Annotated in this window: 24 protein-coding genes; 10 read left to right on the top strand and 14 right to left on the bottom strand. The window is 68.4% G+C overall.

Annotation, left to right across the window (positions count from 1 at the left end; all coding sequences use genetic code 11):
* The first annotated feature begins 171 nt into the window (after nt 1–171).
* The 5 genes from J7528_RS00300 (at nt 172) to J7528_RS00280 (ending at nt 4,617) form a co-directional block, all read left to right on the top strand.
* Complete coding sequence (locus J7528_RS00300) at nt 172–651, top strand: ClpXP protease specificity-enhancing factor SspB (protein WP_291870188.1); 480 nt, start codon at nt 172–174, stop codon at nt 649–651.
* Complete coding sequence (locus tag J7528_RS00295; RefSeq protein ID WP_291870186.1) at nt 648–1,121, top strand: PaaI family thioesterase; 474 nt, start codon at nt 648–650, stop codon at nt 1,119–1,121. The genes J7528_RS00300 and J7528_RS00295 overlap by 4 nt, the downstream gene beginning before the upstream one ends.
* A 9-nt stretch (nt 1,122–1,130) precedes the next feature.
* Complete coding sequence (locus tag J7528_RS00290) at nt 1,131–1,904, top strand: C13 family peptidase (protein ID WP_291870183.1); 774 nt, start codon at nt 1,131–1,133, stop codon at nt 1,902–1,904.
* Nucleotides 1,905–1,983: 79 nt separating this feature from the next.
* The gene (locus J7528_RS00285; RefSeq protein ID WP_291870181.1) at nt 1,984–4,152 is read left to right on the top strand and encodes a serine hydrolase domain-containing protein; all 2,169 of its coding nucleotides are present in this window, start codon (nt 1,984–1,986) and stop codon (nt 4,150–4,152) included.
* A 78-nt stretch (nt 4,153–4,230) separates the two neighbouring features.
* A complete protein-coding gene (locus J7528_RS00280) occupies nt 4,231–4,617 on the top strand; it encodes a hypothetical protein (protein WP_291870179.1) in 387 nt (128 codons plus the stop codon).
* Here the strand turns inward: J7528_RS00280 and J7528_RS00275 are convergent.
* The 4 genes from J7528_RS00275 to J7528_RS00260 are packed head-to-tail and all read right to left on the bottom strand — an operon-like array spanning nt 4,585 to nt 7,046.
* Nucleotides 4,585–4,971, bottom strand: coding sequence for a RusA family crossover junction endodeoxyribonuclease (locus J7528_RS00275; protein ID WP_291870177.1), 387 nt, complete (start codon nt 4,969–4,971; stop codon nt 4,585–4,587). The genes J7528_RS00280 and J7528_RS00275 overlap by 33 nt on opposite strands.
* A gap of 1 nt (nt 4,972) precedes the next feature.
* Nucleotides 4,973–6,145: a heparan-alpha-glucosaminide N-acetyltransferase domain-containing protein gene (locus J7528_RS00270; protein WP_291870175.1), complete on the bottom strand. Its 1,173-nt coding sequence runs from the start codon at nt 6,143–6,145 to the stop codon at nt 4,973–4,975.
* Nucleotides 6,146–6,185: 40 nt separating this feature from the next.
* Complete coding sequence (locus J7528_RS00265) at nt 6,186–6,725, bottom strand: DUF1697 domain-containing protein (protein ID WP_291870173.1); 540 nt, start codon at nt 6,723–6,725, stop codon at nt 6,186–6,188.
* Nucleotides 6,726–7,046: a YbjQ family protein gene (locus J7528_RS00260; protein ID WP_291870171.1), complete on the bottom strand. Its 321-nt coding sequence runs from the start codon at nt 7,044–7,046 to the stop codon at nt 6,726–6,728.
* 95 nt (nt 7,047–7,141) lie between these two features.
* Here J7528_RS00260 and fumC point away from each other — a divergent pair, with 95 nt between their 5' ends.
* Together fumC and J7528_RS00250 are read left to right on the top strand one after the other, a co-directional pair.
* Nucleotides 7,142–8,533 (top strand): class II fumarate hydratase, encoded by a 1,392-nt coding sequence (gene fumC / locus J7528_RS00255; protein WP_291870169.1) that lies wholly within the window; start codon nt 7,142–7,144, stop codon nt 8,531–8,533.
* A complete protein-coding gene (locus J7528_RS00250; RefSeq protein WP_291870167.1) occupies nt 8,533–8,973 on the top strand; it encodes a GNAT family N-acetyltransferase in 441 nt (146 codons plus the stop codon). The genes fumC and J7528_RS00250 overlap by 1 nt, the downstream gene beginning before the upstream one ends.
* Here J7528_RS00250 and J7528_RS00245 read toward each other — a convergent pair.
* From J7528_RS00245 to J7528_RS00235, 3 genes are all read right to left on the bottom strand, one after another.
* Entirely contained in the window at nt 8,970–9,356 is a 387-nt protein-coding gene (locus J7528_RS00245; RefSeq protein ID WP_291870165.1) for a YccF domain-containing protein, read from the bottom strand. The genes J7528_RS00250 and J7528_RS00245 overlap by 4 nt on opposite strands.
* Nucleotides 9,357–9,449: 93 nt before the next feature.
* A complete protein-coding gene (locus tag J7528_RS00240; protein ID WP_291870163.1) occupies nt 9,450–10,043 on the bottom strand; it encodes a hypothetical protein in 594 nt (197 codons plus the stop codon).
* The gene (locus tag J7528_RS00235) at nt 10,044–11,054 is read right to left on the bottom strand and encodes a polyprenyl synthetase family protein (protein ID WP_291871278.1); all 1,011 of its coding nucleotides are present in this window, start codon (nt 11,052–11,054) and stop codon (nt 10,044–10,046) included.
* A gap of 98 nt (nt 11,055–11,152) precedes the next feature.
* Here J7528_RS00235 and J7528_RS00230 point away from each other — a divergent pair, with 98 nt between their 5' ends.
* Nucleotides 11,153–11,896 carry a methyltransferase gene (locus J7528_RS00230; RefSeq protein WP_291870161.1) on the top strand — a complete coding sequence of 248 codons (744 nt, stop codon included), beginning with the start codon at nt 11,153–11,155 and terminating at the stop codon, nt 11,894–11,896.
* A gap of 718 nt (nt 11,897–12,614) precedes the next feature.
* Here J7528_RS00230 and J7528_RS00225 read toward each other — a convergent pair.
* Nucleotides 12,615–13,175, bottom strand: a complete 561-nt coding sequence (locus J7528_RS00225) for a nucleoside 2-deoxyribosyltransferase (RefSeq protein ID WP_291870160.1) — start codon at nt 13,173–13,175, stop codon at nt 12,615–12,617.
* 53 nt (nt 13,176–13,228) lie between these two features.
* Between J7528_RS00225 and J7528_RS00220 the strand changes: the two genes are divergently transcribed.
* A complete protein-coding gene (locus J7528_RS00220; RefSeq protein ID WP_291870158.1) occupies nt 13,229–14,038 on the top strand; it encodes a CAP domain-containing protein in 810 nt (269 codons plus the stop codon).
* On the opposite strand, the gene J7528_RS00215 is transcribed toward J7528_RS00220, so the two are convergent.
* The 5 genes from J7528_RS00215 to ilvC form a co-directional block, all read right to left on the bottom strand.
* Nucleotides 14,035–15,513: a PDZ domain-containing protein gene (locus tag J7528_RS00215; RefSeq protein WP_291870156.1), complete on the bottom strand. Its 1,479-nt coding sequence runs from the start codon at nt 15,511–15,513 to the stop codon at nt 14,035–14,037. The two genes, J7528_RS00220 and J7528_RS00215, sit on opposite strands and share 4 nt — an antisense overlap.
* A gap of 98 nt (nt 15,514–15,611) precedes the next feature.
* On the bottom strand, nt 15,612–16,193 hold the full coding sequence (locus J7528_RS00210) for a YceI family protein (RefSeq protein WP_291870154.1): 582 nt from the start codon (nt 16,191–16,193) through the stop codon (nt 15,612–15,614).
* A gap of 97 nt (nt 16,194–16,290) precedes the next feature.
* A complete protein-coding gene (locus J7528_RS00205) occupies nt 16,291–16,767 on the bottom strand; it encodes an SRPBCC family protein (RefSeq protein WP_291870152.1) in 477 nt (158 codons plus the stop codon).
* Nucleotides 16,751–17,110, bottom strand: coding sequence for a metalloregulator ArsR/SmtB family transcription factor (locus J7528_RS00200; protein WP_291870150.1), 360 nt, complete (start codon nt 17,108–17,110; stop codon nt 16,751–16,753). Before J7528_RS00200 ends, J7528_RS00205 begins: the two co-directional genes overlap by 17 nt.
* Before the next feature lie 103 nt (nt 17,111–17,213).
* Nucleotides 17,214–18,260: a ketol-acid reductoisomerase gene (ilvC, locus tag J7528_RS00195; protein WP_291871276.1), complete on the bottom strand. Its 1,047-nt coding sequence runs from the start codon at nt 18,258–18,260 to the stop codon at nt 17,214–17,216.
* Nucleotides 18,261–18,400: 140 nt separating this feature from the next.
* On the opposite strand from ilvC, the gene J7528_RS00190 reads away from it, so the two are divergent.
* Nucleotides 18,401–19,336, top strand: coding sequence for an NAD(P)H-dependent oxidoreductase (locus J7528_RS00190; RefSeq protein ID WP_291870149.1), 936 nt, complete (start codon nt 18,401–18,403; stop codon nt 19,334–19,336).
* Nucleotides 19,337–19,377: 41 nt separating this feature from the next.
* Here J7528_RS00190 and J7528_RS00185 read toward each other — a convergent pair whose 3' ends face one another.
* Nucleotides 19,378–20,349, bottom strand: a complete 972-nt coding sequence (locus J7528_RS00185; RefSeq protein WP_291870147.1) for an RcnB family protein — start codon at nt 20,347–20,349, stop codon at nt 19,378–19,380.
* Between the last annotated feature and the right edge of the window lie 14 nt (nt 20,350–20,363).

Below are 20,363 nucleotides of genomic sequence, written 5' to 3'. Positions count from 1 at the left end.
GCGATCCTGCCGAGCCGGGACCGCCGCAAGCTAGGCCGCAAACGGTTGCGCTCCCTGCGGTCCCGGATCTTCGCTGCGCTACGTCCGGGATGACAAACGACCCGCTTTGCGCGAGGCTCCTGACGCGCTACGTTCCCAGCTTCGTTTTCAGTTCGAAGTACCACCCAGCGCATGTCCCAGACCCAACCGCCCGAAGACCTCATGCAGTACGAGGCCATGGCCCAGGACGCCCTGCGCGGCGTGGTCAAGGCGGCCCTGAAGAAGGCCGCCGCGCCCGGTGGCCTGCCCGAGCCGCACCACCTGTACATCACCTTCAAGACCAAGGCGGCCGGGGTCTCGGGCCCGCAGGACCTGCTGGGCAAGTATCCGGACGAGATGACCATCGTCCTGCAGCACCAGTACTGGGACCTGGCGCCCGGCGAGACCTTCTTCTCGGTCACGCTGAAGTTCGGCGGCCAGCCCAAGCGCCTGTCGGTGCCCTACGCGGCCCTGACGCGCTTCTACGATCCGTCGGTGCAGTTCGCCCTGCAGTTCACCGCCCCCGAGGTCATCGAGGACGAGCCCGAGCCGGAACCCGAGGCCGAAGCTCCCGCCCCCAGCGGCGAAGAGGGCCCCAAGATCGTTTCGCTGGACCAGTTCCGGAAAAAATGAGCGACATCGCCTCGGACGCTCCGCAGACCCTGACGGACGAGGCGATCCTCGCGCGCTTCCGCGCATCCAAGAACGCGCCCACCGGATCCCAGACCCTGGGCTTCGAGCTCCTGGCCGTGCGCCAGGCCGATCGCGAGGTCGAGGTCGGTTTCACGGCGCGCGCCGAGCTGCTCTGCAACCCGATGGGGCAGATCCAGGGCGGATATGTCTGCGCCATGCTGGACGAGTGCATGTCGGTCGCCGGCATGATCACCTCGGGCATGACCCATGTCGTGCCCACGCTCGAGATGAAGACCAGCTTCCTGCGCCCGACCATGCCCGGCGCCCTGCGCGGCGTTGGCCGCGTGGTGAAGTGGGGCCGCACGGTCTGCTTCATGGAGGGCGAGCTCTACGACGCCGAGGGCCGGCTACTGGCCAAGTCGACCGGCACGGCGATCCCGACGCCCTTCGCCAACTTCAAGAAGAAGTAGGAGCGGTCGATGCGGGGAGCGGCGGCGGTCATCGGACTTCTGGCCCTGCTCTTCGCGCCGATGCAGCCCGCGCGCGCCGCTGGCCCGTTCTCGAACTGGACCGCCGTCGTGGTGGCCGGCGACTTCCACGCCCATTCCGGCGGTCCGACCGAGGCCTTCGATAACGCTCGCCGCGACGTCTCACGCGCCCTGGTCGACCTGGGCTTCGAGAAGGACGCCGTCCAGCAGTTCTCCGTGCGGCCCCAGCGCTATCCCGCCGACTCGCCAGGCCTTTCGGACGCGCGGACCATCTATGACGCCCTGCGCTTCAAGGCCCAGTCGGCCAAGGCCGGCTGCCTGTTCTACATCAGCTCGCACGGCAGCCCCGAGGGCGCGATTCTGGGCGACAGCATGCTGCGCCCGCACATGCTGGCCGCCATGCTGGATGACGCCTGCCCAGACCGGCCCAGCGTGGTGGTGATCTCCGCCTGTTTTTCGGGCGTGTTCATCCCGCCGCTGCAGAAGAGCGACCGGCTGATCCTGACCGCCGCCCGCCCCGACCGAGCCTCCTTCGGTTGCGGCGAGGACGATAAGTATCCGTATTTCGACGACTGCTTCCTCTCCACGGCGCCCGGCGCCAAGGACTTCGCGGCCCTGGGCGCGGGCGTGCAGGCGTGCGTGGCCCGTCGCGAGAAGGAGACCGGAGCGGAACCGGCCTCCGAGCCGCAGGTCTGGATCGGCCCGGCCCTGCGCCCGATGCTGCCGCTCTACGCGTTCAACCGGAGCAAAACGAAGACACCGTGACCGCTGAACGGGTTTGACCCCAGCGATCAGCGCGTTACACCAATCCCTTGAAGTTTCCGCTTCGACCTAGGGGACATCGTTGACGTCGCGCGTTTCGCCCGCGGCCGCCTTCGCGGCGGCCTTCATCGCACTTTGCTCCTTGTTAGGATCGGAGGCGCTGGCGCAGGACGCTTCGCCGCCCCCTGCCGCGCCCTCCGAACCCGTCCTGAATTCCGCGCCACGCCCCTATAACAGCCTGCGTCCGCGCCGTGTGCGCCCGCGTCCGGCCGCAACCGCAGCAGCGACGACCACCGCTGTCGCCGCCGCGCGTCCCACCCCGGCTCCGGCAGCGCCAACCGCGGCGCCAGCCGTCGTTCCGCCGCCGGTCCAGACCGCCCACGCCCCCCTGCCAGGCCCCGAGCTGGAAGCCTTCGTCGACGGCGTCGTCCGCCGCGCCATGAGTCGCGACCACATCGCCGGCGCCACCATCTCGGTGGTCCAGAACGGCCAGGTGGTGCTGAAGAAGGGCTACGGCTTCGCCAACCTGGGCCAGCGCCGCCCGGTCGATCCGGACAAGACCCTGTTCCGCGTCGCCTCGATCTCGAAGACGTTCACCTGGATCGCCCTGATGAACGAGATCGAGGCCGGCCGCATGCGCCTGGACGGCCCGGTCAATGTCTACCTGCCCCAGCCGCTGCAGGTGAAGGACCAGGGCAAGAAGACGCCGGTGCGCCTGAAGGACCTGATGACCCACACGGCGGGCTTCGAGGACCGCTCGCTGGGCCAGCTGTTCGAGCGCGATCCCAATCGCGTGCGCCCGCTAAACGATTATCTGCGCCAGGAACGTCCGAACCGGGTGCGCGAACCGGGCCTGCTGCCCAGCTATTCCAACTACGGCGCGGCCCTGGCCGGCGCCGCCCTGGTCAACGTCACGGGCAAGCCGTTCGAGCAGTTGGTCAGCGAAGAGATCATCCTGCCGGCCGGCATGAGCCACACGACCTTCCGCGAGGCGCGGCCGTGGAATGATCGCCTGCCGGCCCCGATGAACGAAGCCCTGGCCGCCGAGCTGTCGGACGGCTTCTCGTGGACCCCGATGGGCTGGAAGACCCAGCCGCGCGAGTTCATGGGCCAGGTGGCCCCGGCCGCCTCGGCGTCCAGCACCGCTGGCGACATGGCGCGCTATATGACCCTGCTGCTGAACGGCGGGACGATCGACGGCAAGACGGTGTTCTCGCCCAAGACGGCGCTGGCCTTCCGCACCCCGATGTACCGCCCCGCCCCGGAAGCGGCCGGCTGGAACGCAGGCTTCCAGGACATGGCGCTGCCGGGCAGTCGTCGCGGCTATGGCCACGGCGGCGCGACGCTGTATTTCCATTCGAACCTGGTGATCGTGCCCGACCTGGGCCTGGGCATCTTCGTGTCGGTCAACACCGATAGCGGCGCCAACCTGCCCGCCAGCCTGCCCTCGACGATCATCGAGCACTTCTACGCCCCCGCCCCGGCCGTGCCGGCCGACAGCGCCATCAGCTACGACCAGGCCCGGGCCTATGAAGGCGACTATCTGACCACCCGCCGCGCCTATGGCGGGCTGGAAGGCTTCACCAACCGCATCGTCGGCCGCGCCATGGTTCGCGCCACGCCCGAAGGCCGTCTGGCCATCACCGACGGTGGCGTCAGCACCCTGTTCAACGGCACCGACAAGCCCGGCGTGTTCAAGGCCGTCGACAGCGCGCTCACCCTGGTGTTCGACGCCAATGGCGACCGCCCCTCGCGCTTCTATGCCGCCCGCGGCTGGTCGACCTACGAGCGGGTCGGCTTCTTCCGCTCGGCCGGCCTGCTGGGCTGGACCGCCGTGATCGCCGGCCTGGCCTGCATCGGCACGATCCTGGGCGTGATGTTCCGCAATCGCCGTGAAGCCCGCCAGACGCCCGTCCAGGCCCGCGCCAGCCAGATGCAGACCATGCAGGCGGTGCTGTGGCTGATCTCGGCCGGCTGCATGGGCGTGTTCTCGGTCAAGGCCGCCGACCAGACCAACGTCTTCTTCGGCTGGCCCTCGGGCTGGCTGCTCAGCGGCTCGGCCTGCGCCCTGGTCGCCTCGGTGCTCAGCCTGCTGACCCTGGGCGTCCTGCCGATGGTCTGGCGCGGCGGCCGCCGGGTCGACAGCTGGAGCAGCGGCCGCAAGGTGGCCTTCACCTTCACCGCCCTGCTCTTCGTGTTCCTGGGCGTGCTGCTGGGCGCCTGGGGCTATCTGGTCCCCTGGGGCCGCTAGGACGCCCAATCCTGGACCTGCGTCCCGGCGCCCGCCTTGCAGAACTCCGTTCTGGGAGACGAGCGAGGGAGACGCGACGTGTCAAAACTGGACGGTTTGGCGTTTGGGGGAACGGGACTGGCGGCCTGGTCGGCGGCCACCCTGTTTTACGCCGCTTTCGGAGGGGGCCTCCTGGAGAGCGCCTTCTGGTTTTATGCACTCAACGCGTTCGCGGCCGCTGCAACGGTCACGTTCGCCTTCCAGGCGGTGGCGCGGCTGACGCACACGCCGCGCCGCCGTCGCCTGTTTCCGATGCTGCTGTTCTCGACGCCCGGCCTGGTCGCCGGCGCTCTGCTGATCGCGCGCTACGCCGAGATCATGCCCACCAGCGATCCGGCCAGCATCGGTCGGTACGGCGCTTTCCTGGCCGTGACCTACGTGGCCGTCGCGGCATCACTCTTCGAGCGTGCGCCGCATAAGGTTTGAGGTCAGCTTCCGCACCTGGATGATGATCCGCTCGCGCTCGCCCGGCCGTCGCTCGACCAGCAGCCGGGCGACCTGTGCGTCGTCGTGGAAGGCGTAGCCCTTGATGGCGTCCAGCAGGGCCTTGGCCAGGTTGTCCAGGTCCATCCACGGCGGCTCGCCGACATACTCCATGCCGATCTCGACGCTGAACTCGCCCCAGGCCGGGCGCGAGCCGCGCCACGACTTGCGGAAGAACTCGTAGATCAGCGGCTTGTAATACTTGCCCTGGGTGGTCAGGCCGTCGACCACGATGGTCAGCTCGCCGCCGGCCTCGCGGGCGCGGACCTTGCCGTGGTGGGTCCAGTCGTCGTCCAAATCAGAGCCTCAGATGGATCCCGCGCTTGTGCAGGGGGATCAGGATCGCGGTGATGAAGGCAAGAACCAGAACCGCGCAGGCAAGGGAAGCCTGATAAGGATCGGGCAGCATGCTCAAGGCCAGGGCGTTGCCGAAGCCCTGCGGCGACGGGTTCGGCCCGGGGACGATCTTCAGGTCGCTGAAGATGCCCAGCAGCTGGCACAGGATGAAGGCCAGGATGGCGTTGCCGCCCAGCACCTTCAGCACGAAGTCGAAGCCCAGGCGGCTCCTGGACCGCGCCACCATCTCGAAGCCGGCCAGGATCACGGTCGACAGGCCGCTGGTGAAGATCGCGAAGCTGGGCGTCCAGATCTTCTTGTTGATCGGCATAACCGGGTTCAAGGCCAGGCCGATGACGACCAGGGCGACGCCCAGGATGAGCACCGGCATGAGGCCTCGCTGACCTTGCGCCAGGCCTTGCATCATAACCCGCGCGGCGACCGCGCCCATCAGCACGTTGACGACGGCCGGCAGGGTCGAGAGCAGGCCCTCGGGGTCATAGGTGACGCCCAGCCCCTCGGTTGTCGCGCCGCGCCACAGGTGCGGGATCGTGAAGACCACCCGGTCCAGATAGGCCGGCAGCGACTTGTAGGAATCCAGGTGACCCGCGCCGAAGCCCGGGACCGGCACGAAGGCCACCAGCAGCCAATAGAGGGCCATCAGGGCGACGGCCGCGCCGAACGTAGCGGCCATGTTGAAGGCCAGCCTGCCACCCTCCCCGCGCTTAGCGGTCAGCACGCAGATGGCAGTGCCCAGCGCGTAGCAGACGCCGATCCGCTGCAGGATGCCCGGCAGGCGCAGGTTCGGCAGGTCGAAGTGGCCGCCCAGCAGGTTGATCACCAGACCCAGCAGGATCAGCAGCCCGGTCCGCTTGGCGACTTTCAGCCAGAAAGCCGAGCCGGCGCGGTCCTCGACGGTCATGCGCGGGACCATCAGCCCCACGGCCATGCCGGCGCAGAACAGGAAGGTCGGGAACACCAGGTCGGCGGCCGTGAAGCCGTGCCATTCGGCGTGCTCCAGCGGCGGATAGACCTTGGACCACGAGCCGGGGCTGTCGACCAGGATCATGCCAGCCACGGCCAGGCCACGCAGCAGATCCAGCGACACGATGCGCTGGCCCGTCGAACTCGTCATGCGTTCTCCCCGACTTCCTTGGGCCTCTAGGCATGGGCCTTCAGGCCTCTAGCATCTCAGCCAATTTCAGCACGGTGTTCCAGTTGCGCCCCGTGCCCACCGGCGTGCGCTTGGTCTTCTTCCATTCCCGGTCGAGGACGGAGTCGGCCATACTCAGCGGGAAGTCGATATAGAGCTCGCGGCCGCTGGCGACGAACCGCTCGGGCCCGCTGATCACCGAGCGCAGGATGTCCTCGTCACCCGCCGGCAGCGGCGTCTTCATGAAGTTGACGATGACGTGGCTGGGATGGTCCTCTGCCTCGGCCTTGAACGGATTGCCGTCGACGACCGCCCGCATGTCGGCGGGCGAGCGGACCATGAACTCGGCGCGCAGGCCCATGCGGGCCTCCAGGGCGTCCTCGAGCGCGGCTTCCAGCGCCTCGCCGCCCTTGTGGTCGCCCCAGAGCAGCAGGTTGCCGCTGGCCAGATAGGTCTTGGCCGTCTTGAAGCCGGTGTCCTCGGCGATGCCCAGCAGGTATTCCTTCAGGACCTTGCGCTTGCCGGTATTGATGGCGCGCGGAAAGGCGACGAAAGCCGCCACCTAGATCGCCTCGACCTTCACGGCCGTGCCGTAGGCCAGCACCTCGGTGATGCCTTCCATGATCTCGTTGGCGTCGTAGCGCATGGCCAGGATGGCGTTGGCGCCGACCTCCTGGGCGTGCTGCACCAAGAGGTCGTAGGCCTCCTGCCGGGCCGTCTCGGCCAGCTTGGTGTAGATCGTGATATTGCCGCCGAAGATCGACTGCACCGCGCCGCCGATATTGCCGATCACGCTGCGCGAGCGGACCGTGACGCCGCGCACCATGCCCAGGTGCTGGACGATGCGATAGCCGGTCAGGTCGTTGGTCGTCGTCACGATCATGGGGGCCTCCTGGAGCGTCTTCGCGCTTGCGAACATTGCCCTCCCGTCGCTCAAGGTCTAGACCCCGCTCGACCGTTTTTCCGGGAGACCGCCGCATGACCGCCACGCGCACCGAGACCGACACCTTCGGCCCCATCGAAGTCGCCGCCGACCGCTACTGGGGCGCGCAAGCCCAGCGCAGCCTGGGCAACTTCAAGATCGGCTGGGAGAAGCAGCCCCTGCCGGTCGTCCGCGCCCTGGGCATCGTCAAACGCGCCGCCGCCGAGACCAACTTCAAGCTGGGCAAGCTGGACGCGGGCCTGAAGGACGCCATCGTCCAGGCCGCCAACGAAGTGATCGACGGCAAGCTGAACGACCACTTCCCGCTGGTCGTCTGGCAGACCGGCTCGGGCACCCAGTCGAACATGAACGCCAACGAGGTGATCTCGAACCGCGCGATCGAGATCCTGGGCGGCGAGATGGGCAGCAAGAAGCCCGTCCACCCGAACGACCACGTCAATATGAGCCAGTCGTCGAACGACACCTATCCGACGGCCATGCACGTGGCTTGCGCCGAACAGATCGTCCATGACCTGCTGCCGGCCCTGAAGCACCTGCATGCGGCCCTGGAAGCCAAGACCAAGGCCTGGGCCGACATCATCAAGATCGGCCGCACGCACACGCAGGACGCCACGCCCCTGACCCTGGGCCAGGAGTTCGGCGGCTACACGCAACAAGTCGCCAACGGCATCGAGCGCATCGAAAGCACCCTGCCCAAGCTGATGCAGCTGGCCCAGGGCGGCACCGCTGTCGGCACCGGCCTGAACGCGCCGATCGGTTTTGCGGAAGGCGTGGCCGAAGCCATCGCCGCGATCACCGGCCTGGAGTTCACCACGGCTCCGAACAAGTTCGAGGCCCTGGCCGCCCACGACGCCATGGTCTTCAGCCACGGCGCCATCAACACGGTCGCCGCCAGCCTGTTCAAGATCGCCAACGACATCCGCTTCCTGGGTTCGGGCCCGCGCGCCGGCCTCGGCGAACTGGCCCTGCCGGAGAACGAGCCGGGCTCGTCGATCATGCCGGGCAAGGTCAACCCGACGCAATGTGAAGCGCTTACCCAGGTGTGCGTGCAGGTGTTCGGCAACCACGCCGCCCTGACCTTCGCCGGGTCGCAAGGCCACTTCGAGCTGAACGTCTTCAACCCGGTGATGGCCTACAACTTCCTGCAGTCGGTCCGCCTGCTGGCCGACGCGGCGATCAGCTTCACCGACAACTGCGTGGTCGGCATCGAGCCGCGCATCGACAACATCAAGAAGGGCGTCGAGAACAGCCTGATGCTGGTCACGGCCCTGAACGGCCGCCTGGGCTACGACGCCTGCGCCAAGATCGCCAAGACGGCCCACAAGAACGGCACCACGCTGCGCGAGGAAGCCGTCGGCGGCGGCTATCTGACGAACGAAGAGTTCGACCAGTACGTCCGCCCGGAAAAGATGGTCTCGCCGGGCTGATGCTCCAGCTGGTTCGTCTGTTCGACGAACTGCCGGACGGCTTCGACGACCTGGTCGCCGAGGCCTCCGGCGAAGGCGTGCGCAACATGGGCCTCCTCGCCGAGGACTGGGCGAAGGGCGCACGCTTCCAGGACGACGGCGAGGCGATCCTCGTCGCGTTCCTGGCCGGAGAACTGGCGGGCGTCGGCGCCTTGAGCGTCGAGCCCGAGTCCTCCGAACCGGCGCGCCGCCTGCGTCGTTTCTACATCCGCCCTGCGATGCGTCGCCGAGGGGTGGCGACCGCCCTCGCCTCGGCCCTGATCCACGAGGGCTTCGACAGCGTCGGCCTGCTCACGGTCAACGCCAGGGCCTCCGAAGCCGCCGCGCCGTTCTGGGAGGCGCAGGGGTTCGCGGCGGACGCCAGCGGGCCGTGGACGCACGTGATGCGGCGTTCGTTCTAGTCGACCCGCCGCACGTCCTGACCGATCGGGGCCAGGGCGATCTGGGCCAGTTGCAGGTCCTTGATGGCGAACGGGATGCCGATGATGGTGACGGCTTCCCAGAAGGCGATGATCAGGTGGCCCACGGCCAGCCACCAACCGGCCAGGATGAACCAGATCACGTTCAGCACCCCGCCCAGCGGACCGGAGGCCAGGCCCGTCTCGCGGCGGACGATCTCCTTGCCGAACGGCCAGAGCGCGAAGCCGGCGATGCGCCAGGCCGCCAGGGTATAGGGCAGGCCGACGATGGTGATCGCCAGGATCAGCCCCGCGACGAACCAGCCGAAGGCCAGCGGCAGGCCGCCGCAGATGAACCACAGAACGTTCAGGATGAAGCGGATCATTTGTCCTTACAGCCCCAAGAAGATCAGGCCCCAGACGTGGCCCCGCCCTGCCCCGTTGTGAAGGCCATTACGGCGATTTCACCCGTGCTCGGGTCACGCCTTGATCAGCTGCCACCGCTTGGCCCAGCGGCTCCTGCCGATCGGCGCCAGGGCCAGGAGATAGATCCCGGCATAGATCACCGTTCCCACGCCGATCAGGGCCCAGGACCAGGGGCCCGGCATGTGCAGGGTCGGGGCGGTCGTGATCCAGTCATGACGCGGCGAGGTGAATTCCAGCCACAGCCCGCCGACCCAGATCAGGGCGAACAGGGCCACGATCGGATACCGCAGGATCGGGCTGCGCTGGACCAGCAGCACGGTCTGGGCGAAAGCCGCCGCGCCGCCAGCGGCCAGGCCCGCCACCCACGTCCACCAGGGACCCGGCACGAAGCGCGCGGCCCGCAGGCCCGCCCAGAGCGGCGCCCATAGGATCGGCCCCAACATCAGGATGATCAGCAGTCCGCCGACCAGCACGCCCAGGCCGCCGCCGATCACCTTGCCGGCGGCCTCGCCAGCCTCGTGCGGGCGGATGTTGGGGTCGCCGCCAGGGTTTTCCGGCGAGGTGGCGATGATGGTCTGCAGCCGCGGCAGGCGCTCGCCCGGCGCGACGGGGGGAAGCCCCTTGGGAGAAGCCTTCCGCTTGAACATCTAGGCCCTGCGGCTGACGGCGAAGTCGGCCAGGTCTTCCAGCGCGCCGCGCCAGTCATTGGCCGGGAAGATCGCCAGCGCCGCCTTGGCCTTGTCGGCATAGTCGGTGGCCAGGTCCAGGGTGGCGTCCAGGGCGCCCGTGCCGATGATCAGCTCGCGAGCGCGGCGGAAGTCGGCCTCGGTCTGCTCGCGGCGGCCCACGGCGCGCTCCCAGAACTCGGCCTCGCGGGGACCCGAGCGGGCGATGGCCAGCAGCAGCGGCAGGGTGGCCTTGCCTTCGCGGAAATCGTCGCCGGCGTTCTTGCCCAGGGCCTCGGTCGTGCCCCCGTAGTCCAGGGCGTCGTCGACCAGCTGGAAGGCCAGGCCGAGGTTCAGGCCGTAGGCCTTGAGCGCCTCGGTCTTGTCCTTGTCGACGCCGGCCGAGACCGCGCCGGCCTCGGAAGCGGCGGCGAACAGCTCGGCGGTCTTGGCCTGGATGATCTCCAGATAGACGGCCTGCGACAGGTTCAGGTCGTGGCTGCGCATCAGCTGCAGCACCTCGCCCTCGGCGATGACGCGGCTGGCGCGGGCCAGGATCTCCAGCGCCTTCATTGAGTTGGTCTCGACCATCAGCTCGAAGGCGCGGGCGAACAGGAAGTCGCCCACGAGAACGCTTTGGGCCGCGCCCCAGATCAGGTGCGCGGCGACCTTGCCGCGGCGCAGCTGGCTGCCATCGACCACGTCGTCGTGAAGCAGGGTGGCGGTGTGGATGAACTCGACGGCCGAGGCCAGCTTCAGGCAGTGGTCGTTGTCAGAGCCTGCCAGGCGGGCGGCGGCCACGGTCAGCAGCGGGCGCAGGCGCTTGCCGCCGGCGGCGATCAGGTGCTCGGCCAGGGCCGGGATGATCGGCACGTCGCTCTGCATGCGATCGGTGATCAGGGCGTTGACGCCCTTCATGTCGGCCTCGGCGAGGCGCACGAGACGATCCACCGAGCCCGTCTTCCGGGGGAGGGTCGCTGCCGCTGCGTCCAAAACCATCGTCTCCTTTGGCCGGCCCCCCACGAACCATTGCGAGGGACAATGGTGGCGGGATAGGTCACGGTCAAGGCGAGCACAAGGCCTAGAAAGCATTGGACGATACGGGCGTTACCGAGGATCGGGTTCTGGGAGGTCGTGTACGACTGCGCCAAAGGCCCGACGGATACAGGGCTGGCATGGATGCGGCGCTGCTGGCGGCGGCCTGCGACGCCCTGCCCGGCCAGCGTGTGATCGAGGCCGGCTGCGGCGTCGGCGGCGCCCTGCTGGCCGCCGCGACTCGCCGGCCGGGGGCGATCTTCCAGGGGGTGGAGCGTGATTCCGTCGCCGCGAGCCTCGCCGTCGAGAACGCGGCGCTGAACGCGCTCGACGACCGAGTCGCCATCGCCCAGGGCGATATCGAGGCGGGTTTCCGGGCCCTGGGCCTGCCGGCGTTCGATGCGGTGATGACCAATCCCCCGTTCTTCGACGATCCGCAGGCCCTGCGCGCCCCCGCCCCGGCCAAGAGCGGCGCCTGGATGGCCGACGGGGGCCTGGCCGCCTGGACCGGCTTCTGCCTGAAGGCCGTGCGCGAAGGCGGAACGATCACCATCATCCACCGCGCCGACCGCCTGGCCGACATCCTCGGCGCCCTGGCCCCAAAGGCCGGCTCGTTCCGCATCCGCCCGGTGGCGCCGTTCGCCGACGCCCCGGCCAAGCGGGTGATCGTGCGGGCGATCAAGACCGGCAAGGCGCCGCTGGTTTTGCTGCCGCCACTGGTTCTGCATGACCGCGAGGGCGGCAAGCACGCGGCGGCGGCCGAAGCGATTCTGCGCGGGGAAGCGGCGCTGGACTGGTGATGCACGTCGGGCATGTGCTCGCCGCTTCACGCGGCGAGCCGCTGAAGGTGTGTGGGGAGGCGACGGAGCGGCCGGGCGAACCCGGAGACCGTAAGGTTTGTTTGTGTTTCGGCTCGCTTACCGCTCCGCCAGGCTGTTCTCTGCCGTGAGGATGGCCGGCGTGAGCGTTATCTGCTCGGGCGTCCATTACCCCCGGACGGGCGTGGACCAACTGGATCGGCTCTTCCGTCTCCAGCTCGGCGATCCACGATAGGCGGCTTATACGATCACCGCCCTGTCGATCCGCTGTCGGCCTTGATCCCGGCGCTGCCTAGCCGCCCGCCAATCCTCTTGGAGGATGCGACAACCTTCTAACGACCGGGAACCGCCAGCGGCCCCGCTCAACCTAGCCCCGCCGCCGTTTTGGGCCGGATCCAAACGCCCTCCCCCGCGACAGGGATGGCTATGATTGTGCGGTGGATTTTGGCGCGGATCATTCGAAGGCGCGTAAAATCGACAAGCTGTTGATTTTGCTGGATTCGGCGCCGTGAATTCCGAGCACTGAGCGTGCCCAATCCCCATAAAGCTCCCTCTCTTAGAGAGAGGGTTGGGGTGAGTGGTTACGGAGCTCGACGGAGTGCCGGCACGCCGTCTGCCGGCGTACCCACTCACCCTCCCACCGCTTCGCGGCGGGCCCCTCCCTCTCTCCATGAGAGAGGGGTTCAAAGAAAGGGAGTCGCTACTCCGCGTACAGCGCCAACGCCTGCAGACACAGCTCCAGGCCCGTCAGATCCCGCAGCGGATCCTCGGTGACGATCACGAACAGCCGCCTCGCCTCGCCCCACAGCATGACCGTCTCGGGCAGGCCGTGGTCTTCGATCACGCAGCCGTCGCCGTCGCGCCACACGTGGTTCTCGTCCAGGGTCGCGCCCAGGATCGAGTCGACGCGAGCCACATATTCGGCGTGGATCTCGCTGGTGACGTTCAGATAGGCGAAGGTCGGTCGGCCCAGCCCGGCCAGCACCCCGGCCTCGAACACCGTGGCGGTGTCGGCGGTGGGGCCGCGGAATGGCGTCAGGTTGATCACCGCCGCGTCGGCCTGGCGCAATTGCGCCATGCGGCCGGCGTAGAACTGCCGGGCTTCCAGCTCGTCGCCGCCCTCGCCGGGCGGCATGCGGGCCGGGATCAGGGGCTCAAGGCCGGCATCCAGGCACAAGGCCCGCTGACGGGCCGCCTGGGCTTCGGAATCGGGGAGCCAGGCCTCGGGGCCGGCCAGCCATAGGGAACGGACAGGACGCATGCGCCTTAGGTCTGGTTCCGAAGGCCCAGTGTCAATGCGTCCTTGGAGATGGAATGAGATCGATCGCGCGAAGAACCCTGCTGGCCGGCGGCCTCGCCCTCGCCGCGACGCCTGGCTCGACGCCCGCTTGGGCCGCCCCGCCGCAGCCCTGGATGGCCTATGAGCGCCGTCTGCGCGGGCTGCTGGACGATCCGCCCGGCGGCGACTTCGATCCCGAGTTCGAAGAGACCCTGCTGGACCTCAACAACCTGATCCGTCGCCGCGAAGGCCCCGCCCCGCTGGCCTTCGACGCCGGCCTGACCCGCGCCGCCCGCGCCCATGCCGCCGACATGGCCGTCACCGGCGTCTTCGACCACATCACGCGCGAGGGCTATTCCGCCGCGGGCCGCGTCGGCCTGCTGGCCCGCGACCTGGTCGGCGCGCCGGGCGAGAACATCGCCATGCGCCGCAACGCCGCCGGCGCGGTGCGCCCCGACCAGATCATGAACCAGTGGCGCACCAGCCCCGGCCACCGCGCCAACCTGCTGCAGCCGGGCTTCACCCATGTGGGTTACGGCGTCCTGCGCCAGGGGCCGCGCGTCATCGCCGTCGGCGCCTATGCCGAGGTCGCCGCCCGCCTGCCCGGCCCGGCCCCGCTGCGCGTAGGATCGTCCGACGAGATCGCTCGCGCCCTCTCGAACGCCAACCCGACCATCCGCCAGTTCTCGGTCTCCGAGCCCGGCGGCGAGGTGCTGACCACGACCTATGTCGAAGGCCGCCCGCCCAGCGTACTGCAACCGGGAGCTTGGCAACTGCGCCCGCACCTGTCGTCAGGGGAGCACCGCTACCAGGTGGCTTGGGGCCCGGTATTTGTGCTGTCCTAAGGCCGCGCCGGTCGCCAGGCGACGAGGCGGTCGCTGTCGGGGGTGTACTTCTCGATCAAGCGCGCCAGGTCGTTGCCGCAGAACACGCCGGCGAAATAGCCCCGCTTCTCATAAGTGGCGCACCAGCTGACGCCCTCCTGCGCCGCGCCGCAATTGACCTTCTGCGGCTTGGTCGGAAACGTCGGATCAGACACCTGCACGGCCGCGATGAACTGTCCGAGGGCCGCCAGTCGCGCGGCCTCGTCTTCGGGATGATCGACGGGCCAGATTTCCGAACGCCGCATGGCCGGCTCCTTCCCGATGTTCTGCACCCGGTTCATGCAGACCCCTGGGCGGGCCGCGACCGGGTCGTAGGGACCAGGATCGACCGGATCAGGCCAGGCCCGGTCGGCCCGCAGATCGATCGTCAGGTCCTTTACGACGCCGCTGCGCCAGACCTTGAGGGTCGATGGCCCCTCCGGCAGCGCGACGACAGCCGCCTTCAAGCCCTCCTGCGTCTCGATCGGCGTGTCGCGAATACTGACGATCACGTCCAGCGGCTTGATCCCGGCCAGGTCGGCCGGACCGCCGGGGAAGACCCGCGAGACAAAGGCGCCAGAGGTCGGGATGTCGCCGACGATCTTCCTCAGGTCCTCGAAGGCCGGGCCATAGGTCATGCCGAGCCTGAGCGCCGGGGGCTTGGCCGGCTGCGCCAACGCCGTCGCGGCGGGCGGCAGCGAGGCCGGCATGGGGATCGCCACCGTCAGGTCGATCATCGCCTTGTCGCGCCAGACGCGGATGGGGGCGTTGAAGCCCACGCGCAGCTTGGCGGCGATCATCGCCAGGTCAGCGGCGTTGGCCACCGGCTGACCGGAGATCTCGGTGATGACGTCTAGATCTTTCAGGCCGGCCTTGGCCGCCGCGCCGTCGGGTTCGACCGAAGCGATCATGGCCCCACCGCCAGTCAGGCCGATCAGCTTGGCGGCCTGGGGCGTCAGGTCCTCGACCTTGGCGTCCAGCGCTTGGGCGGCGGACGCCTTGATCGGCTCGGGCGGCTTGGCGGCCTCCGGCCTCCAGTCCACGTCGATCACGGTGCTCTTGATGGTGATCCCGCCCGCGCCGCTGTAGCCGATGTAGCGGTCCTGCTCCAACGCCTCGCGAAGCTGGCGGACCTTGGCCTCGGCCTCTGGGACGCAGCGCAACATGCTGCCGTCCATCGCATGGCCGCTCGTCTGGTCCAGGTGAGCATGGAACCGCTGGGCGTAGGCTTCGGCCTGGCCGATTTCCGACCGCGGGGTCTGGAAGATCGCGGTGTAGATGTTGTCGTTCTGGATCCGCTTGAGAGCCGGCATCAGCCCGCCGGCCGACGCCACGCCGGACGAGACCTTGATCTCATCCGCGCAGATCCACCAGACGGCGTCGGATTGGGCCTTGGCCGCGACCGGCGCGGCCAGAGCCAGGGCGGCGATGAGCGCGCCACCGATGGAAAGCTTCATGGTCCCCCTCGACCCGGATCGTGTCTTCCAAGGCCGAGCTTACACAACCCGACATGGCGCGACAGTCCCACCGCGCCATGCTGGGTGGAGATCCAGGGTTACTGCGCCACCGCCAGCGTCTCGATCCGGATGTTCACCGCATCCCCGATCACCCCGGCCGCGCCGGCGCTGCCGAAGGCCTTGCGGCTGATCTGGCCGGTGATGGTGAAGCCGGCCTGCTTCTTCTGGTTGTTGGGCGCCGTGCCGATCTTGTTCAGCTTGACGTCCAGCACGGCCGGCTGGGTCACGCCCATGATGGTCAGGTCGCCGGTGACCTTGGCGGTCGTGTCACCCGTCTTTTCGACCTTGGTCGACTTGAAGGTCATGGTCGGGCTCTTGGCGGCGTTCAGCCAGCGCTCGCCCTTGATGTGCTCGTCGCGGGTCGGGTTAGCGGTCAGCAGGCTGTCGACGGTCACCGTGGCTTCGACGCGCGACTTCTCGGGCGCGGCCTCGTCCAGCCAGATCGTGCCTTCCGAAGCCGCGAAGATGCCGATGATCGAGGTGAAGCCGAAGCGGTCGATCGTGAAGGTGGTCTCGGTATGGGCCGGGTCCAGCTTGTAGGCGACCTCGGCGGCGAAGGCGGGCGCGGCGGCGGCCGAAAGAGCGGCCCCGGCGATCACGGCGGCGAGCAGGCGTTTCATGGGGCTTCCCTCCACGTCCCCAAGCGGGACCGGGCGCGACCTTCCCGCGTGGCCGAAGACGGCGCAAGCGGGAAACGAGGCCCCGGTCCGCGTCGCGTCAGGCGGCCAGTTCGGTCAGCAGCCCGTCCAGCTGCTCGAACTGCTCGGGCAGGCCAGCGGCCGAGCCGGTGATGGCCTCGTCGCAGGCTTCCTTGGTCGGGTAGAGCTCGCTGAAGGTCAGCAGGGTCTGGCCGCCCTGGTCCTGGAAGGTGACGGTGGTCACGGTGATCGCGCCGGCCTCCTCGTTGGTCCAGACGATCTTCGAGGGCGGCGTCACCTCGGTATATTGGCCGAAGAAGGCCATCACACCGCCGTCCGGCATCTCGAACTCGATGCGGTAGCCGCCGCCGGTGCGAATATCCATCTCGCAGGACCGCACGGGCATGCTCAGCGACTTGGGGAACCACCACCGCTGGAACAGGGCCGGCGTGCTCCAGGCCTCGAACACGATATGGGCCGGGCCGTCGAACAGGCGGGTGACCACCAGCTCCAGGTCCGACTTGCGATCCATGACGGTCTTATTCTTTGCGGCCATTCTGCGCGTCCCTCTGTTTCAATTCGGCGATGATGTCGTCCAGCGCGTCGAAGCGGACGTCCCAGCGGCGGCGGTAGACCTCGATCCAGGCCGCCTCCTCCTCCAGTCCGCCCTCGCCCAGCCGGCAGGTGCGCACGCGCCCCACCTTCTCGGTGACCACCAGGCCCGCGTTCTCCAGCACGCTGACGTGCTTCTTCATGCCCGTGAGGGTCATGTGGAACCGCTCGGCCAGGTCGGTGATCGAGGCCTCCCGGCGCCCCAGCTGCTCCAGAACGCCACGGCGGGTGGCGTCCGACAGGGCGGCGAAGGAGGCGTCGAGGCGGGCGTTCGATTGCTGAACCATATGGTTCAGTATGCATTCGCGCCGAGCCCGCGCAAGGCCCAAACGAAAAGCCCCCGGCCTTGGGGGCCGAGGGCTTCGCGGGATTTTACGGGTAGTCGGTAGTTTAGTTCTTGGCCTGGTCGACCAGCTTGTTCTTGGCGATCCAGGGCATCATGTCGCGCAGGCGGCCACCGACCTCTTCGATCTGGTGCTCGGCCGAACGACGACGGGTCGCCTTGAACGAGGGCTGGCCCACTTGGTTTTCCAGCATGAAGTCGCGGACGAACTTGCCCGACTGGATGTCTTCCAGCACGCGCTTCATCTCGGCCTTGGTTTCCGGCGTGATGATGCGCGGACCCGTCACGTACTCGCCGTACTCGGCGGTGTTCGAGATCGAGTAGTTCATGTTGGCGATGCCGCCCTCGTACATGAGGTCGACGATCAGCTTCAGCTCGTGCAGGCACTCGAAATAGGCCATTTCGGGCGCGTAGCCGGCTTCCACCAGCACTTCGAAGCCGGCGCGGACCAGCTCGACCGTGCCGCCGCACAGAACGGCCTGTTCGCCGAACAGGTCGGTCTCGCACTCTTCGCGGAAGTTGGTCTCGATGATGCCCGAGCGGCCGCCGCCGATGGCCGAGGCGTAGGCCAGTCCGAGGTCGAGGGCGTTGCCGGTGGCGTTGTGGTGCACCGCGATCAGGCAGGGCACGCCGCCGCCCTTCTGGTACTCGCCGCGCACGGTGTGACCCGGGCCCTTCGGCGCGACCATCAGGACGTCGATGGTGTCCTTCGGCTCGATCAGGCCGAAGTGGACGTTCAGGCCGTGGGCGAACAGCAGGGCCGCGCCGTCACGGATGTTGGGGGCGATGTCGTTCTTGTAGATCGCGGCCTGATGCTCGTCCGGCGCCAGGATCATGATCAGGTCGGCCCAGGCGGCGGCTTCGGCCACCGTCATGACCTGCAGGCCTTCGCCTTGCGCCTTCTTGGCGGTCGGCGAACCGGCGCGCAGCGCGACGGCTACGTTCTTGGCGCCCGAGTCACGGAGATTAAGCGCGTGCGCATGACCTTGCGAACCATAGCCTACGATCGCGATCTTCTTGTCCAAGATGCGGGCGATGTCGGCGTCGCGGTCGTAGTAGACGCGCATGTTTTTTCTCCAGGACTGGTCAATCAGGGTCGCTCGACGCAACGGTAGAGCGACAAAGGCCGGGCGTTTGAGCGTTTTTTTGCCGTTTCGTCAAGGCGAAGCCGGAAGAACGTCGAAATGCCAAGCGCCTTCCGGCCACGTTTTAGGCGCTCGCGCGTTCGTACGCCATGCCGACACCCGAAAAGGACGGCCACGAGCCGCCCAACGCCGCCGTCCGTCCGGTCGAACAACGTCCGTTGAGGGTCCTGCTCATCGCGGGCTCGCAGCGGCGTCACAACAGCTGCCCGGGCCTCGACTCGAAGGCCCGCGCCCTGATGCTGCGGATGGCCGCGCGCATGCCGCCGGGCTGGCAGGTCGACACCGAGGACCTGGGCAACCAGCACGGCAAGCCCAAGATCCAGGCCTGCAACGCCTGCGTCTCATCGTCGATGGCGCTGTGCGTCTATCCCTGCAACTGCTACGGCCCGCGCTCGACGACCCAGCCGGACCTGATGTGGGACCTGGACCTCTACGGCCGCCTGGCCCGCGCCGACGCCTGGGCGCTGATAGGGCCGACGAACTGGTACGGGCCGACGACCAACTTCAAGCTGATGTTCGACCGCCTGGTCTGCGCGGCCGGCGGCAATCCCCGCCCCGACCTGATCGACAAGAAGGACACGCTGAAGGCCCAGGCCCTGGAGCGCTCGCCCGAGTGGCGGCAGCTGACCCGCAACCACCTGGAAGGCCGCACGGCGGCCTTCTTCACCTATTGCGACGGCGGGGCCAATGAGCCCGGCGCGGACGGTCGGCCCAAGCTGGTCCAGCGCAAGGACTGGTTCGACCCGCGCGAGGAGCCCTACGAGGATGAGCGCCTGGCCTATCAGGGCCTGGTCTGGCAGTGCCGCTACAGCGGGATCGAGGTCCCCGACGAGCTGTGGGTGGCCGGGGTCTTCGGCGAGGGCAAGCCCTATGCCGACGATCAGGTCGAGGACATGATGAGCGCCAAGGAGAGCATCAAGGCCTTCGACGCCTGGGCCAGCGCCTTCATTCGGCACGTGGAGAAGAAGGGTGTGGTGGCGACCAGGGACGACGAGCGGGCGGCGCAGTCGACGACCAACGTCTGATGCGAAACGGGGCGGAGGATCGCTCCCCCGCCCCGCTCATCTTACCAGAAGAGGTCGTAGTAGACGCTCAGGACCTGGCCGCTCCAGATGTCGACCAGGATGGCGTCGTCGCCGACCCGCACCCATTCGCAGCCGATCGGCGGCTGCGGCAGGCCGTAGCGCCAGGCGTCAAGGTAGTACGAGCTGCCGTACCAGCCGCCCGGCAGATAGTCGCCGAACGACCAGCTGTGGACGTACCAGCCGCGCGGATAGCGATACGATCCGATGCGATAGCGCTGCGGCGCCTGGAAGCGCGGACGATAGTGGCTGCGGTCGTACTGCGGGCGGCCGCGGTCGCGATCGCGGTACTGGCCCTGGCCCGGACGACGGTCGTTCCGGTCCCAGCCGCCGCGGTTGTCGTTGCGGTCCCAGCCACCGGGACGATTGTTGTTCCGGTCGCCACGATCCCAGCCACCGGGACGGTTGTCGTTCCGGTCATTGCGATCCCAGCCGCCACGATCCCGGTCGGGCCCGCGGTTGTCGTTGCCGCGGTCCGGACGGTTGTCGTTGCCGCGACCGCGGTCGTCGCCACGGTTCCAGCCGCCAGGGCGCTGGTCGTTGCGGTTCCAGCCGCTGCCGCCATTATTCTGCGGTTGGGTCGGCTGAGCCTGGGGCTGCTGCGGTTGCGGCTGAGGCTGCGGGCGGTCGCCGCGGTTCCAGTCCGGACGGCCGCCGCGATCACCCCGATCGCCTCGATTCCAGCCGCCACCGTTGTTCTGCTGCGATTGAGGTTGAGGCTGGGCCTGCGGACGCTCGCCGCCGCCACGGTTCCAACCACCGCCGCCACCGCGATCACCGCCACGGTCACCGCGTTCCATGCGGCCGCCGCCGTCGCCGCGATCGCCGCGCGGGCCACGGTCGCGCTCTTCGCGCTGCGCCACCTGTTGGCCGACCAACGCCCCGGCGGCGCCGGCCTCGGCCGCCGCGCCGCCCAGCAAGGAAAGCAGCATGGCGGTCGTGATCAGACGTTTCATTTCGTGCTCCGAAG

Origin of the sequence: Caulobacter sp. (genome assembly GCF_017744445.1) — a bacterium.
Classification (GTDB): Bacteria; Pseudomonadota; Alphaproteobacteria; order Caulobacterales; family Caulobacteraceae; genus Caulobacter.
Note: the sequence above shows the minus strand (reverse complement) of the source record. Positions and strands in the feature narration are given on the sequence as shown.